Source organism: Nonomuraea sp. NPDC049141 (assembly GCF_040648415.1).
Classification (GTDB): Bacteria; Actinomycetota; Actinomycetes; order Streptosporangiales; family Streptosporangiaceae; genus Nonomuraea.
On record NZ_JBEZDR010000027.1, the window covers coordinates 191,756 to 207,316 of the forward strand.

At 69.5% G+C, this 15,561-nt stretch carries 14 protein-coding genes; 7 read left to right on the top strand and 7 right to left on the bottom strand.

All coding sequences use genetic code 11. The features are described 5' to 3' along the window. Positions 1–86 precede the first annotated feature (86 nt). Positions 87–1,592 (bottom strand): CoA-acylating methylmalonate-semialdehyde dehydrogenase, encoded by a 1,506-nt coding sequence (locus AB0B91_RS53380; protein ID WP_358338868.1) that lies wholly within the window; start codon positions 1,590–1,592, stop codon positions 87–89. Next, on the bottom strand, positions 1,589–2,866 hold the full coding sequence (locus tag AB0B91_RS53385; RefSeq protein WP_358338871.1) for an aspartate aminotransferase family protein: 1,278 nt from the start codon (positions 2,864–2,866) through the stop codon (positions 1,589–1,591). Before AB0B91_RS53385 ends, AB0B91_RS53380 begins: the two co-directional genes overlap by 4 nt. Before the next feature lie 238 nt (positions 2,867–3,104). Here AB0B91_RS53385 and AB0B91_RS53390 point away from each other — a divergent pair, with 238 nt between their 5' ends. After that, entirely contained in the window at positions 3,105–3,803 is a 699-nt protein-coding gene (locus AB0B91_RS53390) for an alternative oxidase (protein ID WP_358338874.1), read from the top strand. Here the strand turns inward: AB0B91_RS53390 and AB0B91_RS53395 are convergent. Beyond that, positions 3,800–5,248 carry an MFS transporter gene (locus tag AB0B91_RS53395; protein ID WP_358338877.1) on the bottom strand — a complete coding sequence of 483 codons (1,449 nt, stop codon included), beginning with the start codon at positions 5,246–5,248 and terminating at the stop codon, positions 3,800–3,802. The two genes, AB0B91_RS53390 and AB0B91_RS53395, sit on opposite strands and share 4 nt — an antisense overlap. 55 nt (positions 5,249–5,303) lie before the next feature. On the opposite strand from AB0B91_RS53395, the gene AB0B91_RS53400 reads away from it, so the two are divergent. The 4 genes from AB0B91_RS53400 to AB0B91_RS53415 all read left to right on the top strand — a co-directional run bounded on the left by AB0B91_RS53400 (position 5,304) and on the right by AB0B91_RS53415 (position 10,374). Continuing rightward, complete coding sequence (locus tag AB0B91_RS53400) at positions 5,304–6,005, top strand: TetR/AcrR family transcriptional regulator (RefSeq protein ID WP_358338879.1); 702 nt, start codon at positions 5,304–5,306, stop codon at positions 6,003–6,005. A gap of 13 nt (positions 6,006–6,018) precedes the next feature. Continuing rightward, positions 6,019–7,638, top strand: coding sequence for an AMP-binding protein (locus tag AB0B91_RS53405; RefSeq protein WP_358338882.1), 1,620 nt, complete (start codon positions 6,019–6,021; stop codon positions 7,636–7,638). 61 nt (positions 7,639–7,699) lie between these two features. Further along, a complete protein-coding gene (locus tag AB0B91_RS53410) occupies positions 7,700–9,316 on the top strand; it encodes a PucR family transcriptional regulator ligand-binding domain-containing protein (RefSeq protein ID WP_358338885.1) in 1,617 nt (538 codons plus the stop codon). 32 nt (positions 9,317–9,348) lie between these two features. Then, positions 9,349–10,374 (top strand): methyltransferase, encoded by a 1,026-nt coding sequence (locus AB0B91_RS53415; RefSeq protein WP_358338888.1) that lies wholly within the window; start codon positions 9,349–9,351, stop codon positions 10,372–10,374. Here AB0B91_RS53415 and trpS read toward each other — a convergent pair. Further along, positions 10,371–11,333, bottom strand: a complete 963-nt coding sequence (gene trpS, locus AB0B91_RS53420; protein ID WP_358338891.1) for a tryptophan--tRNA ligase — start codon at positions 11,331–11,333, stop codon at positions 10,371–10,373. The genes AB0B91_RS53415 and trpS overlap by 4 nt on opposite strands. A gap of 205 nt (positions 11,334–11,538) precedes the next feature. Continuing rightward, positions 11,539–11,688, bottom strand: coding sequence for a hypothetical protein (locus AB0B91_RS53425; protein ID WP_219538900.1), 150 nt, complete (start codon positions 11,686–11,688; stop codon positions 11,539–11,541). Between the two features lie 199 nt (positions 11,689–11,887). On the opposite strand from AB0B91_RS53425, the gene AB0B91_RS53430 reads away from it, so the two are divergent. Beyond that, positions 11,888–13,366 (top strand): phosphodiester glycosidase family protein, encoded by a 1,479-nt coding sequence (locus AB0B91_RS53430; protein WP_358338895.1) that lies wholly within the window; start codon positions 11,888–11,890, stop codon positions 13,364–13,366. A gap of 62 nt (positions 13,367–13,428) precedes the next feature. Here AB0B91_RS53430 and AB0B91_RS53435 read toward each other — a convergent pair whose 3' ends face one another. Next, complete coding sequence (locus AB0B91_RS53435) at positions 13,429–14,391, bottom strand: LysR family transcriptional regulator (protein ID WP_358338897.1); 963 nt, start codon at positions 14,389–14,391, stop codon at positions 13,429–13,431. Positions 14,392–14,463: 72 nt separating this feature from the next. Here AB0B91_RS53435 and AB0B91_RS53440 point away from each other — a divergent pair, with 72 nt between their 5' ends. Continuing rightward, entirely contained in the window at positions 14,464–14,862 is a 399-nt protein-coding gene (locus AB0B91_RS53440; protein ID WP_358338900.1) for a RidA family protein, read from the top strand. Here the strand turns inward: AB0B91_RS53440 and AB0B91_RS53445 are convergent. Continuing rightward, on the bottom strand, positions 14,852–15,307 hold the full coding sequence (locus AB0B91_RS53445) for a hypothetical protein (protein WP_358338903.1): 456 nt from the start codon (positions 15,305–15,307) through the stop codon (positions 14,852–14,854). The genes AB0B91_RS53440 and AB0B91_RS53445 overlap by 11 nt on opposite strands. Between the last annotated feature and the right edge of the window lie 254 nt (positions 15,308–15,561).

Below are 15,561 nucleotides of genomic sequence, written 5' to 3' on the forward strand. Positions count from 1 at the left end.
GGTATACGGCGATCCACGTTGCCCCTCTCATCCGTGTGCTGGAGTTTATCGGGCACACGGAGAGAGGGACGCCTGGTGGACGTCGGTTACCCGTTCGTGGGGAAGCCCAGGTTCACGCCGCCGTGCGACGGGTCGAGCCAGCGCGAGGTGACGACCTTGCCCCTGGTGTAGAAGTGGACGCCCTCGGTGCCGTGCACGTGCGTGTCGCCGAACAGCGACGACTTCCACCCGCCGAAGCTGTAGAACGCCATCGGCACCGGGATCGGCACGTTGATGCCGATCATGCCGACCTCGACCTCGTTCTGGAAGCGCCGGGCGGCGCCGCCGTCGTTGGTGAAGATCGCGGTGCCGTTGCCGTACGCGCCGCCGTTGATGAGCGCCAGCCCCTCCTCGTACGAGCCGACGCGGACGATCGTCAGGACCGGCCCGAAGATCTCCTCGGTGTGCACCCGCGAGCCCGCGGGCACGTGGTCGAGCACGGTCGGGCCGAGCCAGAAGCCGGGCGACTCCAGCGCCTTGCCGCCGCCGAGCAGGGTCGTCTCGCGCCCGTCCACGACGAGCTTGGCGCCCTCCTCGACGCCGAGGTCGAGGTAGGAGGCGACCTTGTCGCGGTGCGCCTCGGTGACGAGCGGCCCCATCTCGGACTTGGGGTCGTCACCCGGGCCGATCACCAGCTTGTCGACGCGCTCGACGATCTTCTGGACGAGCTCGTCGCCCACCGGATCGACGGCCAGCACGACGGAGATCGCCATGCACCGCTCACCGGCCGAGCCGAAGCCCGCCGACACGGCCGAGTCGGCGACCAGGTCGAGGTCGGCGTCGGGCAGCACGAGCATGTGGTTCTTGGCTCCGCCGAGCGCCTGCACCCGCTTGCCGTGGCTCGTGCCGGTCTCGTAGACGTACCTGGCGATGGGGGTCGAGCCGACGAAGGAGACACCGCGCACGTCGGGGTGCTCCAGCAGCCGGTCGACGGCGACCTTGTCGCCCTGTACGACGTTGAAGACGCCGTCGGGCAGCCCCGCCTCCTGCCAGAGCCGCGCCATGAGCAGCGACGCGGACGGGTCCTTCTCCGACGGCTTGAGCACGAACGTGTTGCCGCAGGCGATCGCGATCGGGTACATCCACATCGGCACCATGGCCGGGAAGTTGAACGGCGTGATGCCCACCACCACACCGAGCGGCTGGCGCAGCGAGTAGGAGTCGACCCGGGTCGAGACGCCCTCGGAGAAGCCGCCCTTGAGCAGGTGCGGGATCCCGCAGGCGAACTCCACGACCTCCAGGCCCCGGGCGACCTCGCCGAGCGCGTCGGAGTGCACCTTCCCGTGCTCGGCCGAGATGAGCGCGGCCAGTTCGTCGCGGTGGGCGTACATCAGCTCGCGGAAGCGGAACAGCACCTGCGCCCGCTTGGTCAGCGACGCGTCGCGCCAGGCGGGGAAGGCCGCCACGGCGGCGGCCACGGCCGCGTCGACGTCGGCGGCCGACGCCAGCGCGACGTGCCCACTGACCTCGCCGGTCGCCGGGTCGAAGATCTCCTGTGTCCGGCTGTCGCCGTCCGCGAGAGCTCCGTTGATCCAGTGCTTGACAGACTTCACTGCGTTGCCTCTGCGTTGATGACTTCCAGTGCGTGCACGATGATGCCCAAGCCCTCGGTGGCCTCGTCCACCGTGAGGGTGAGCGGCGGGGCCATGCGGATGGCGGTGCCGTACAGGCCGCCCTTGCCCGCGAGCAGGCCCGCCTTCTTGCTCTCCTCCATGAACCGCGCGGCCTGCGCGGGGCTCTCCAGCTCGATGGCGAACATCAGGCCCTTGCCGCGTACGTCCCGCATGATCGGCAGCCGCTCGGCCGCCGCCCGCAGGCCGTCGATGATGATCTTGCCGGTCCTGGCGGCGTTGGCCTGGAGATCGTGGTCGAGCACGTAGTCGAGCGTGGCGTTGGCGGCGGCCATGGAGATCGGGTTGCCGCCGAACGTGGCCAGGCCCACGGCGGGCAGACTGTCCATGAGGTCGCCACGGGCCACGACGCCGCCGACCGCGAACCCGTTGCCCAGCCCCTTGGCGAAGGTCATCATGTCGGGCGTCACGCCATGGTTCTGGATGCCGAAGAACGCACTGCCGGTGCGGCCCCAGCCGGTCTGCACCTCGTCGGAGATGAACAGGATGCCCTGCTCGTCGAGGACCTCCTTGTAGGCGGCGAACAGCCCGTCGGGGGCCATCGTGAACCCTCCCACGCCCTGGATCGGCTCGGCGATCAGCGCCGCCACGTCGTTGGAGACGGCCGTGGCCAGCACATGGCGCAGGTCGTCGACGCAGGCCGCGATGTAGTCGGCGTCCGAAAGACCCTTGAACTGGGTGAGCTGCCGGTCGGCGCCGTGCAGGAAGTGCACGTTCAGCGGGGAGAGCGAGTTGTTCTTCCACGACCGGTTGGACGTGACGCTGATCGCGCCGAAGCTGCGGCCGTGGTAGCTCTGCCGCATGGCGAGCACCTGGTCGCTCTTGCGCGCGCACGTGGCCAGCAGCAGCGCGGTCTCGTTCGCCTCGGTGCCGGAGTTGGTGAAGAAGACCTTGGCATCGGGGATGCCGGAGAGCCTGGCGATCTTCTCGGCCAGCTCGATCTGGCCGCGCAGCAGGTAGACCGTGCTGGTGTGGACGACTCCCGTGGCGAGCTGGCGTTCGACGGCCTCGCGCACCTCGGGCACGTCGTACCCGATCATGTTGGTGAGGATGCCCGCGAAGAAGTCCAGATAGCTCTTGCCATCGGCGTCGACGACGCGGTTGCCCTTGCCGCTGACGATCTCGATGGGCTCGTTGTAGTTGAGTGCCACCCAGTTGGGGATCACTGCCCGGTGGCGGGCGAGAAGCTCCGACATGCTACGAGTATCCCGGTTTGTCATCGCGCCACCCGCCTCCAACCTGTTGGCATGACACAAAATCCCCTTACATGGTGTCACATACCCTAGGGGATCTCCCGTGCGCCTGCGGGCGTACGGCCGCCTTGGTCGGTACGCCACGGGAAGCACGGCGATTGCCCACCGGCGGCCGACGACCGGCCACCCCCCGCTCCCCCACCATCGAGTCATCACCAGGAACGACTCAAGGAGAGCGGACATGACCATCACCGTCGACCACCGGCCCGACGTCCATCCGGGCCCGCCGAAGCTCGGCCGCGACCAGTTGCTCCAGGCCCAGCGGGACACCCTCGACACCCCGCGCATGACGTACAGCCTGCTGGCCAGGATGATGTTCAAGCCCGTCGACCTCATGTACGGCAAGCAGGGCTCGTTCACCAAGTTCGCCATGCTGGAGATCATCGCCCGCGTGCCTTACCAGGCGTGGGAGCGGATGGGCTACTGGGCCGTGCACCGCCACGCGGGCCGCTCGGGCCTGGCCAGGCGGGTCTTCGAGCGCATCGTGGAGGCCCGCGCCGACCAGGACAACGAGCAGTGGCACCTGCTGATCATGCAGGACCTCGTCCAGCGGCACGGCCTCAGGCAGAACTGGGTGCTGCACAAGGCGGCGCCGTGGCTGATCGCGTTCTTCTACTACCACGTGTCGTGGGTGTTGTTCCTGGTCAGGCCCGACTGGAGTTACCGGTTGAACGCGGAGTTCGAGGACCACGCGGAGCACGAGTACATGACGTTCGTGGCGGAGAACCCGGACCTTGACTTCATCCCCGACCCGGGCACCTACGCCGCCGAGTACGGCCGCTACCGGTCGGTGGCCGACCTGCTGCGGCAGGTCGGCCACGACGAGCGGACCCACAAACTGGACAGCCTGGAGGCCATGCGCGACCCCCGCGTCCGCTAGACCCGGGCGGGCTCGGTGGTCTCCACAGGAGCGGGCGGTCGCAGCACCGCGAGCGCGAGCAGCGCGGCCGCCACGCAGAACCCGGCCCCGACCCAGCAGCCGAAGTGCATCGCGTCGGTGAAGGCCGCGCGGGCCGGCTCCACGATGCCCAGCTTGAAGGCACCGCCGATCGACTCCCTGGCCGCCTCGGGCGCGTCGGCGGGCATCGCCGAGGTGAACACCCCGGCCAGCACGCTGCCCAGGATGGCGATGCTCATGGCCATGCCGACCTGCTGCACGGTGTCGTTCAGCGCGGAGCCGACGCCCGCGTGCTCCATGGGGATGGCCCCCATCAGCGACGCGTAGGCCGCAGGCCCCGCGAGACCGCCGCCCACCCCCATGACCAGCAGACCGGTGAGCAGCGGCAGGTAACCGGAGGTCGTGGCGAGGACGACGAACCCACCGGCCATGACCACCAGCCCCGCGGCGATCAGCGTCCGATTGCTGACCTTCTGCCCGAGCGCGGCGCCGAGCCCGTTGAAAACCGCCGCCGCGACCGCGTACGGCAGCAGCGCCAAGCCCGCCCGCATGGGCCCGTACCCCAGCACGAACTGCAGGTACTGGGTCAGCATCAGCATCACGGCGCCGGCCCCGAACGACATCAGCAGGATGGAGAACGACGCCCCGCTGAAGTTGCGGTTCCTGAACAGCTCCAGCGGCAGCATCGGGTGCTCCGAGCGCCGCTCCCAGATGACGAAGGCGCCGAGGAAGACCACGGCGATCGCGATGCCGACCGGGTTCCACTCGCGCTCGATGATGACGTACACGGCCGCCGTCAGTCCGACGATCGACAGCAGGACGCCCACGGGGTCGATCTTCCGCCCGGCGCTGCGGGTCTCGGGCATCAGTGTGACGGCGGCGATGATCGCGACGGCCGCGATGGGGATGTTCAGCAGGAAGACCGAGCCCCACCAGTAGTGGTCGAGCAGGAAGCCGCCCAGCGTGGGCCCCGCGATCACGCCCACCATGGCGACGGCGCTCCACGCGGCCATGGCCTTGCGCCGCTCGCCCTCGTCGAAGACGGTCATCAGGATGGACAGCGTGGACGGCATCAGGACCGACCCGCCGACGCCCATGAGGGCCCGCGCGCCGATGAGCTGCCACGGCTCGGTCGAGAGCACGGCCAGCAGCGACGCGCCGCCGAAGAACGCCAGCCCGACGATCAGGAAGCGCCTGCGCCCGAACCGGTCGGACAGGCTCCCGGCGGTCAGTAACAGCCCGGCGAAGGCCAGCACGTACGCGTCGATGATCCACTGGATGTCACCCGGGCTCGCGCCCAGATCCTTGATCAGCTTGGGGATGGCCAGGTTGAGGACGGTGTTGTCCACGACCAGCACCAGAAGCGACAGGCAGAGTACGACGAGAATCCACCAGCGGCGGGGGTCTCGCACAGTGTTCGATTCCACTCGCACACTGTACGACAGGACTCGTACAGCGTGCGAGTGGATTTATCCTAGAGGTGTGACCAGCAGGCAGTACAACTCCGTGTGGTTCCGCGAACCGCGCAAGGCGGCCAGCCCCGGCCGCAGCCGCGAGGAGATCGTCATGGCCGCCGTGGAGCTGCTCGACGCCGAGGGCCTGGCCGGGCTGAGCATGCGCAAGCTCGGCGCGAAGCTCAGCGCGGGGGCGACCAGCCTCTACTGGTACGTGGCCCACAAGGACGAGCTGCTGGAGCTGGTCTACGACGAGGTCTGGGGCGAGATGATGGTCCCCGACGCCGAGGTGATGGGCTGGCGGGAGACCTGCTCGGTCATGTCCCACAGCATGCGCCAGGTGATCCTGCGGCATCCGTGGTCGGCCGACCTCATCGGCCGCATGCCCGCGCTGGGCCCCAACGCGCTCCGGGTCACCGACCAGATGCACAAGGCGTTCAGGCTGGCCGGATTCACCGGGCTGGACATCGACTACGCCAACTCGACGCTCACCGCCTATGTGTTCGGCATGACGATCCCCCAGGTCGCCTGGGACTCCGCGGCGAAGGACCACGACTACGACCAGGACCGCCTGCGCGAGTTCGTCGCCAAGGCCGCCGCGGGCTACCCCGAGCTCGTGGAGCGGATCAACGCCATCGATTACGACAATCCGCAGGTGATGCGCGAGGTGAGCTTCGACTTCGGCCTCGTGTCGGTGCTCGACGGTCTTGAGAGACGGCTGGGGACGTAGCAGGATCCGGGGCATGAGCGATTTCCGCGCCGCACGCGATCTCCTTCTCGGAGCCGACTATCCGACGGCCCGCCGCGAGTTCCGCTGGCCGGAGCTGACGGACTTCAACTGGGCGCTCGACTGGTTCGACGGCGTGCTGGCCGCCGAGACCCCCGACGCGGTCGCACTGAAGATCGTCGGCAGGGTCTCCTACACGTTCGCCGAGCTGTCCGCGCGGTCCAACCAGGTCGCGAACTGGCTGCGCGAGCAGGGCGTACAACGTGGCGATCGCATCCTGCTCATGCTGGGCAACCAGGCCGAGCTGTGGGAGTCGCTGCTGGCGGCCATGAAGCTGGGCGCGGTCATCATCCCGGCGACCACGCTGCTGACCGCCAAGGACATCGTCGAGCGCGTCGAACGCGGCGGCGTCTCACACGTGATCGCGAACGCCTCCGACTCGGGCAAGTTCGACGACGGCGGCTACACCAGGATCGCGGTCGGCGACGCGTACGGCTGGCTGCCCTACGCCGAGTCCCGCGAGGCGGCCGAGCACTTCACCCCCGACGGCCCGACCAGGGCCGGCGACACGCTGCTGCTCTACTTCACCTCGGGTACGACCTCGCAGCCCAAGCTGGTCGAGCACACGCATGCCTCCTATCCGGCGGGCCACCTGTCGACCATGTTCTGGATCGGGCTCAGGCCCGGCGACGTGCACCTCAACGTCTCCTCGCCCGGCTGGGCCAAGCACGCGTGGAGCAACGTGTTCGCGCCGTGGAACGCGGGTGCCACCGTGCTGATCCACGACTACCAGCGCTTCTCCGCCGTGGCGCTGCTGGAGGTGCTGCGCGACGAGCGGGTCACCACGTTCTGCGCGCCGCCGACCGTGTGGCGGATGCTCATCCAGGAGGACCTGGCGGCGTGGCGGCTGCCGCTGCGCACGGCCGTCGCCGCGGGCGAGCCGCTCAATCCGGAGATCATCGACCAGGTCGCCAAGGCGTGGGGGCTGACGATCAGGGACGGCTACGGCCAGACCGAGACCACCGCCCAGGTGGGCAACGTGCCCGGCGAGCCGGTCAAGCCGGGATCGATGGGCCGGCCGCTGCCCGGCTACGAGATCGTGCTGCTCGACCCGATCACCGGCGAGGCGGGCGACGACGGGGAGATCTGCCTGCCGCTGGCCGACCGCCCCCTCGGCCTCATGTCCGGATATGTCGGTGGATCTAGTGAAGCGATGAGGGGTGGGCACTATCACACGGGCGACGTCGCGACCCGTGACGCCGACGGCTACATCACCTACGTCGGCCGGACCGACGACGTCTTCAAGGCCTCCGACTACCGCATCTCGCCGTTCGAGCTGGAGAGCGTACTTCTGGAGCACGAGGCCGTGGCGGAGGCGGCCGTGGTGCCCGCGCCCGATCCGGTGCGCCTGGCGGTGCCCAAGGCCTATGTGACGCTGGCGCCCGGGTTCGAGGCGGACGAGGCGACGGCCCGCTCGATCTTCGAGCACTCGCGGCGCGAGCTGGCTCCGTACAAGCGGGTGCGCAGGCTGGAGTTCGGCGAGTTGCCGAAGACCATCTCCGGCAAGATCCGGCGAGTGGAATTGCGGGTGCAGCAGCCCATCCGGGAGTTCAGAGAGGACGAACTGGGCTCGTGATGAGCAGTCTGTAAATGGGTGCCTATCCGATCTTACAGGCTGATCGGCTAGGCTCGGGCGCGTGCTGCCCACCATCGCCGACGTCCTCGCGCTGGACACCGTCCGTCGCGGGAGTCCGCGCGTGGTCGCGGGCGGCGACCGGCTGGACACCAAGGTGCGGTGGGTGCACGTCGGCGAGATCGCCGACCTCGCCCACCTGCTGCGCGGCGGAGAGCTGGTGCTCACCACCGGGGTGGCCCTGCCCGAGGACCCCCAGAAGCTCGCCGACTACATCGGCGAGCTCTCGGCCGTCGGCGCCTCCGGGCTGATCGTCGAGCTGGGCCGCAGGTTCGTCCGCGAGCTGCCCAGCGCGGTCGTCAAGTCGGCCGAGGAGCACGGCCTGCCGCTGATCGTGCTGACCCGCGAGACGCCGTTCGTGCAGATCACCGAGTCCGTGCACGCGCGGATCATCGACATCCAGCTGGAGGAGCTGCGGGCCTCCGAGCAGCTGCACGAGGTCTTCACCGAGCTCTCCGTCGAGGGCGCGTCGCCCGCCGAGGTGCTCGCCCAGGTGGCCCGGCTGTCGAACCGCCCGGTCCTGCTGGAGAACCTCGCCCACCAGGTGCTCGCCTGCGAGTCCGCGGGCCGCGACACCGGCGCGCTGCTGGCCGGATGGGAGACCAGGTCGCGCGCGGTCGCGCCGGCCGAGCGGACCGCCTACGACGCCGCCTCCGGCTGGCTGGTCACCACGGTCGGCGCGCGCGGGCAGGATTGGGGCAGGTTGATCCTGCTCTGCGACAGCCCGCCGTCGCCCCGTGACCTGGTGCTCGCCGAGCGCGCCGCCACCACGCTCGCCCTGGGCCGTCTGCTCGAACGCCACCAGGAGTCCCTGGAACGCCAGGCGCACGGCACGATCATCACCGGCATCCTCACGCACGCCTACGCCGATCCGGACGAGGCCGCCGCCCGCGCCCGTGCCGTGGGCGTGCCGCTCACCGGGCGCAAGCTGGTCAGCGTCGTCATCCGCCCGACCGACCCCATCGAGCAGGCACTCGACGGGCAGGCGCAGCTCGGCGAGCTGGCCGAGGCCACCGCCGCCGCCTGCCGCGACGCCCGGCTGCCCGCCCTGGTGGGCGCGCTCGACCAGGACCGGGTCGGCGTCCTGCTCCCCCTGCCGCCACGCTCGGGCGCCGAGGCCGCGCTGACCGCGCTCGCCGAGCGGCTGCGCATGCTGTGGAAGCCCGGCGCCGCGTTCGTCCTGGCCTCGGGCTCGGTGGTGGAGTCGATCAGGGACGTACGGCGCAGCTTCCTCGAAGCCGAGCAGGTGGCCGACGTGGCGGTCCGCCAGCCCGACGGCCGGGCCTTCTACCGGCTGCCCGACCTGCGGCTGCGCGGGCTGCTCCACCTGCTGCGCGACGACGCCAGGCTGCAGACGTTCGCCGAGCGGGAGCTCGGACCGCTACTGGCGCACGACGCTCAGCGGGGCGGCGACCTGACCCGCATCCTGCGCATCTACCTGGACGCGGGCCGCAACAAGGCCGTGGCCGCCCAGAAGGCCCACCTGTCGCGGCCCGCCTTCTACGACCGGCTGCGCCGCCTCGAACGCATCCTCGACACCGACCTGGACGACGTCGAGTCGTGCCTGTCCTTGCACGTGGCGCTGCTGGCGCTGGAGTCGTTCCGCAGGGAGCACAGGTAACATTTCCGCCCCTCGGGGCTTACCGTCGCGATGTGCCCCTATTCGGCAATTCCCTGGAAGCGGCGGCGCACCGCCTGTCGATCCTGCCCCCGATGCTCGACTACTTCGGCGTCATGGGCCTGCACGCGCTGATCGCGGGGATGCGGCTCGGCCTCTTCGACGCCCTGCGCGGCGGCCCCGCGACCGCCGCCGATCTCGCCGGCTCGCTCGGCCTGGACCGGCACGCGACGGACGTGCTGCTGCGCGGCCTGACCGGGCTCGGCTACCTGCGCGCGCGAGGCGGCCGCTACCGGCTGACCCGCACGGCGCGGATCTGGCTCACCACCGGCTCCCCCGCCTGCCTGGCCGAGGGGCTGTACTTCTGGGAGCGCACCGCCTGCGTGATCTGGCCGCAGCTCGAAAGGACCGTACGTGACGGGTCGCCGATGACCTCGCTGTACGCGCTGACCGAGAGCGAACCGGAGCTGTCGCGCTCGTTCCAGGCGTGGACCGCCGCCGTGGCCGGCCGCCAGGCCCCCGCCGCCGCGGGCGCCATCCCCGTCCCCGCGGGCGCGACGCGGATGCTCGACGTGGGCGGCGGCCACGCCCGCTACAGCGTGGAACTGCTGCGACGCCACCCGGAGCTGCGGGGCACCGTGATCGACCTGCCTCAGGCCCTCGAATCGGCCGCCGCCCACCCCCGGCTGACGCTGCGGGCCGGCTCGTTCCTCGACGAGGATCTGGGCAGTGGGTACGACGTGGTGCTGCTGTTCAACGTCATGCACTGCCTGGACGACCAGGAGGTGGTCACCCTGCTGGGGCGGCTGGCCAAGGCGCTCAACCCCGGCGGCACGATCGCGATCGGCGACCAGTTCGGCGACAGCGTCATGCCCGGGCGGGCCAGCCGGACCCTCGTCGATCTGCTCCATCTCAACTACCTGGTGGCGGGCGGCGGCAGGATCCGTGGCTACAAGGAGGTGGCCCGCCTGCTCAAGGAGGCGGGCTTCACCAGGCCGCGCCACCGCCGCCCGCTGAGATCCCCGGCCACGGAGCTCGCCATCGCCAGAGCTCCCCATTAGAAGCCCATCGCGGCCCGCACCTCCCCGAGGGTGACGATCGCCCGCTCGCGGGCGCGCTCGTTGCCGTCACTCAGCACCTGCCTGGCGTCGGCCTCCGAGTACTCGCGGCGGCGCTTCCTGATCGGTCGCAGGAACTCGTTGACCGCCTCGGTGACCAGCCGTTTCAGCGTGGAGGCGCCGCCGTTCCCGATCTCGTCGGCGATGGACTCGGGCCGGCGGCCGAGGCAGAGGCCGGCCAGCGTGAGCAGGTTCGACACCTCAGGCCGGTTCGTCTCGTCGAAGGTGATGAGCCGCTCCGCGTCGGTGCGGGCCCCGCGGATCAGCGCGGCCGTCTCGTCCTCGGTAGCGGACAGGGCTACGGCGTTGCCCCGGCTCTTGCTCATCTTGCCACCGTCGAGGCCCTTGAGCAGCGGCTGGGCACCCATCATGGCCTCCGGCACCGGGAAAACGGGACCGTAGCGCTCGTTGAAGCGCCGCGCCACCAGCCGCGTCATCTCAACATGCGGGAGCTGGTCCTTGCCGACCGGCACCAGCGTGCCCTTGCAGAACAGGATGTCGGCCGCCTGGTGCACCGGATAGGTGAACATCAGGCCGTTGACCGCCTGCTGCGTACTGTGCGCGATCTCGTCCTTGACGGTCGGGTTACGGCCCAGCTCGGCCACCGACACCAGGCTGAGGAACGGCAGCAGCAGCTGGTTGAGCTCGGGGATCGCGCTGTGCTGGAAGATCGTCACCTTCGCGGGGTCCAGCCCGATGGCCAGGTAGTCGAGGAGCAGGGAGGCGATGTTCCGCTGGATCGCGCCGGGCAGGTCCCGGTCGGTGATCACCTGGTAGTCGGCGACCAGCACGTACATCGGGTGGACGTCCTGCAAGGCGACGCGGTTGGCCAGCGTGCCGAAGTAGTGGCCCAGGTGGAGCGGCCCGGTCGGGCGGTCTCCGGTGAGCACGACGTGGTTCATCACGGGTTCCTTTCTTCAGGTCATGCCGCCCTGAAGAAGAACCCGCGCCGGGCCCGTCCTGAGGACGGCCCGCGCATGCGGAGATCAGCGGCCGTCTGTCGGCCGCCACCACATGCTGACGCGTGTCATGCCACTCATCATAGGCGCAAGCCGCACAGAACCCCAGAAGCTGTGCGGCTTTCGCCGACTCGTACTCGACTCGTACTCACTCGTGAGGATCGCGCGTCACGTCGGCGCGGGACCGATCCTCGGGGCGGGCGTACATCACCCACCCGCGGGGGCGGGTGACGAACGCGCCCAGGATGAACCCCAGGACCACGCTCGCGATGATCACAATGAGGATGCTCAGCCCCATAACGGCTGCCTCTCGGACTGGTATGCCGCTCAGCTCGCGGCCTACCGCACCGTAACGCCGCCCCCACAGTGCGCGCAGGAAAACCCCCTGAGGGATGTCAATCTTGTAACCTCTCAGGCCGTTTAGCGTGTTTGCCTGCCTCCACGACCATGATCTCGCCAGGATAGGGCGGTTCCTTTGTCCGCCCTCTGGAGTTTTCATGTCTCGACGCACCCTCGCCATTGGCCTTTCGATGGCCACGGTCCTTACTGGGACGGCCGTACCCGTCGCAGCCGCCGAGCGGGTTTCGGTGACGTTCCCCTCAGCCAAGTTCCCCCTGGGCGTGCCGGCCGTACCCACCAAGACGATGACCAGCGTGGCGCCGGGCATCGACTTCTGGGACGTGAAATCGGGTACGTCGACCGACGGCTACACCGTCACGGTCCTGATGCCGAGCGGCCGCGACTACGGCATGCAGCAGACGGCCGAGGCGAAGGTCGCCGAGGTCGAGGCCACGGGCGAGACGGCCAGCCTGCAGAAGGTCGTGCGCCCGAAGGTCGCCGACGCCGACGCCCAGATCGTCTACATGGTGCGGGTCGGGCTGTGGAAGCTAGAGGAGAAGGACAAGGCCGCCGAGACGGCCAAGAAGCTCAAGGACGCCGGGCTGAAGGTCAAGGTCGACTACCTCGGCGACGACGGCATGAAGACCACCGGCCCCTGGGACGTCAAGGTGGTCATGATCGACGCCAAGACGTTCCGCGGCTCGTACGCCGCCACCCTCGGCACCAGCGTCGCCAAGCGCGAGACCGTCTCCTCGATGGCCAAGGCCGGCCAGGCGCTCGCGGCCGTGAACGGCGGCTTCTTCAACATCCACACCGCCAAGAACCTGCGCGGTGAGCCGGTCGGCATCTCGGTGGTCGGCGGCAAGCTGCTCAGCGAGGCCGTGCCGGGCCGCTCCGCCGTCGTCCTCAAGGGTCGTACGGCCCGCATCACCGAACTCAAGTCGACCGTCACCGCGATCGCCCAGGACGGCCAGAAGCTGACGGTCAACGGCGTCAACCGCACCGCGGCTGCGGACGAGCTGGTCCTCTACACCGAGGAGTACGGCGCCAAGACGCCCGCGGACAACGGCGCCGACGCCGTGCTCGACGCCAATGGCAAGGTCGTCGCGCTGCGCGCGCCGGGCGCCGCGGTGGCGGCGGGGACGCGGGTCCTGCACGGTGTCGCCGGGGTCGCCGCCGAGTGGCTGAACGCGCACGCGGCCGAAGGCGTGACCGTCAAGGTCGACACCAAGGTCGTGGACGTACGGACCGGCAAGGCGCTCAAGCTGACGCCCGACCTGGGGGTGATCGGGGGCAATGTCGGCCTGGTCAGGAACGGGCACGCTAAGATCACCGCCAAGCTTGACGGCCAGGACTCCGTGAACATGATCCTCCGCCGCCACCCGCGCACGCTGCTGGGCACCACGCGCAACGGCAGCCTGATCCTGGCGACCATCGACGGCCGGCAGCCCGGTGTGACGGTGGGAGCCAGCTTCATCGAGGCGGCCCAGTTCATGCGCTGGCTGGGCGCCAAGCAGGCGGTCAACCTGGACGGCGGCGGGTCCACCGCGATGGTGGTGGGCAACAAGCTCGTCAACCGGCCGTCCGACGGCGTGGAGCGCGGGGTCGGCGACGCACTGCTGGTACTGCCGAAGTAGCCGTCGTTGCCGCCCACCCCGGCCAGATCTGGTCGCCGGTGGGCGGCTTTGTCCCAGCTTGATCAGCCTGCGGCGCGGTCCGCCAGCGCGCTGCCGGGCGCCAAGGACGTGCGTGGGCGGCCCTGCCCTCCTCCGGAAAGCCTGCGACCAACCTCCAGAAAGCGCGCGACCAGCGGGTTCTCATCACCCAGCCGCCAGCACATCGCGACCGTGGTGCGGGCGTTGTCCGGCTCGATCCGGCGATAGGCCACCCCCTTGAGCCGGATCCGGCGCACGCTCGCCGGGGCGAGGGACACCCCGAGCCCCGCCTCGACCAGCGCGGAGACCGTCGCCCACTCCACCGCGTGCTGACCGATGCGCGGCTCGAACCCCGCCGACCGGCACAGACCAACGATCCGATCGTGCACGGTCGGCCCCGCCGCCCGGTTCAGCAGCACGAACGGCTCCGCCGCCAACTCCGCGACCGGAACGACCCGCCGACCGGCGAGAACATGACCAACCGGCAGAACCGCCACGAACTCCTCCGAAAACACCGGCTCGGCGGCCAGCCCCGGATCGTCAGGCGGTTCCCGCAGGAGCCCGACGTCGATCGAACGCTCCAGGAGCGCGGCCGTCTGGGGGGCCGTCGTCATCTCCCTGATATCCATCTCGACCTCGGGATAGCGATCACGGTAGGCCCGCAGCATTCCCGGCAGGATCGTCAGCGCGAGCGACGCCGCGAACCCGACCCGGATACGACCGGCCTCTCCCCCACCGACACGTCGCGCCGCCTCCAGCCCATCCGCGATCTCGCCGAGCGCACGCCGGGCGGCGGGCAACAGTTCGTGACCCGCCGACGTCAGGACGACCCCTCCGGGATTTCGCTCGAACAGCGGATGCCCGACCCTCTCCTCCAGCCGCCTGATCTGCTGGCTCAGCGGCGGCTGCGCGACACCCAGCCGGATGGCGGCCCGCCCGAAGTGCAGTTCCTCGGCCAGAACGGCGAACGCGTAGAGCTGATGCAGCGCGAGCTGAGGACGTTCCATACGTGCAGAGATATCACATCATCCGAAGAAGCGTCTTAGACATATCATCGCAGCTTGCCTACCGTTCCACCTATGACAGAACGACGCGCGATCTTGAGCGGCTCCACTTTCGAGGAGCAGATCGGATATGCCCGGGCCGTGGTGGACGGCGACTGGGTCCACGTCTCGGGGACCACCGGGTTCGACTACGCGACCATGACGATCTCCGCCGACGTGGTCGAACAGGCCGAACAGTGCCTGCGCAACATCGGGACGGCGCTGACCGAAGCAGGATGTACGTTCGCCGATGTCGTCCGGGTCCGCTACCTGCTGCCCGATCGGGAGGACTTCGAGCCGTGCTGGCCGACCCTGCGCCGCCACTTCGGCGAGATCCGCCCGGCGGCGACGATGCTCGTGTGCGGCCTCTCCGATCCCCGGATGCGCATCGAGATCGAGGTGTACGCACGGATCCGCGGCGCGATTAGCGGGTGAGCAGACGGATCTGATCTGTCGAGCATGGCCGGACAGAGCGGTACATGCCACGGGGCCGGCCTGGACGTACCAGGCCGGCCCCGCACAGTCGTGCGGTCAGAGTACGGCGCAGCCGATCCGGACGGAAACGCGGGCGGAGTACGGCGCAGCCGATCTGGACGGGGACGCGGGCGCGGCCCGACATCGTGTCGCGCGCGTAGGCGTTGGCCGGTTTTCCGGGCCCGGAGCAGTCGAACGTGCCGGTCTTGCAGCCGAAGCTGCCACCGGCGTGGCCGCTGTTGGACGTGGCGGTCACGCTGCCGTTCCAGTACACCGCGTCATCGTGGCTCCAGCGGCCGAAGTCGTAGTGGCTGCCGTTCAGTTCGTGCCGCGCGATGTCGTCGGTGGAGGTCGTTATGCCATCACCGTTGTCCCCGGCGAGACGGTGTACGGCGAGAACGGCCACGGCTGTTTCACCGCTCGACGCCGTCACACTGCTCCAGAAAGGCTCGCTACTGAGCCGTGGCGCAACCGCACGCCGTGTCCGGGCGACCAGAGCAGGCGGTGAGTCTCCAGCAAAGCCCTTATAACCCCGTAAACGCAGAAAGGGCTCCACGCGTAAACGTGGAGCCCTTCCCGAACAAAAATTGTCCGGCGGTGACCTACTCTCCCACACCCTCCCGAGTGCAGTACCATCGGCGCTGGGAAGCTTAACTTCCG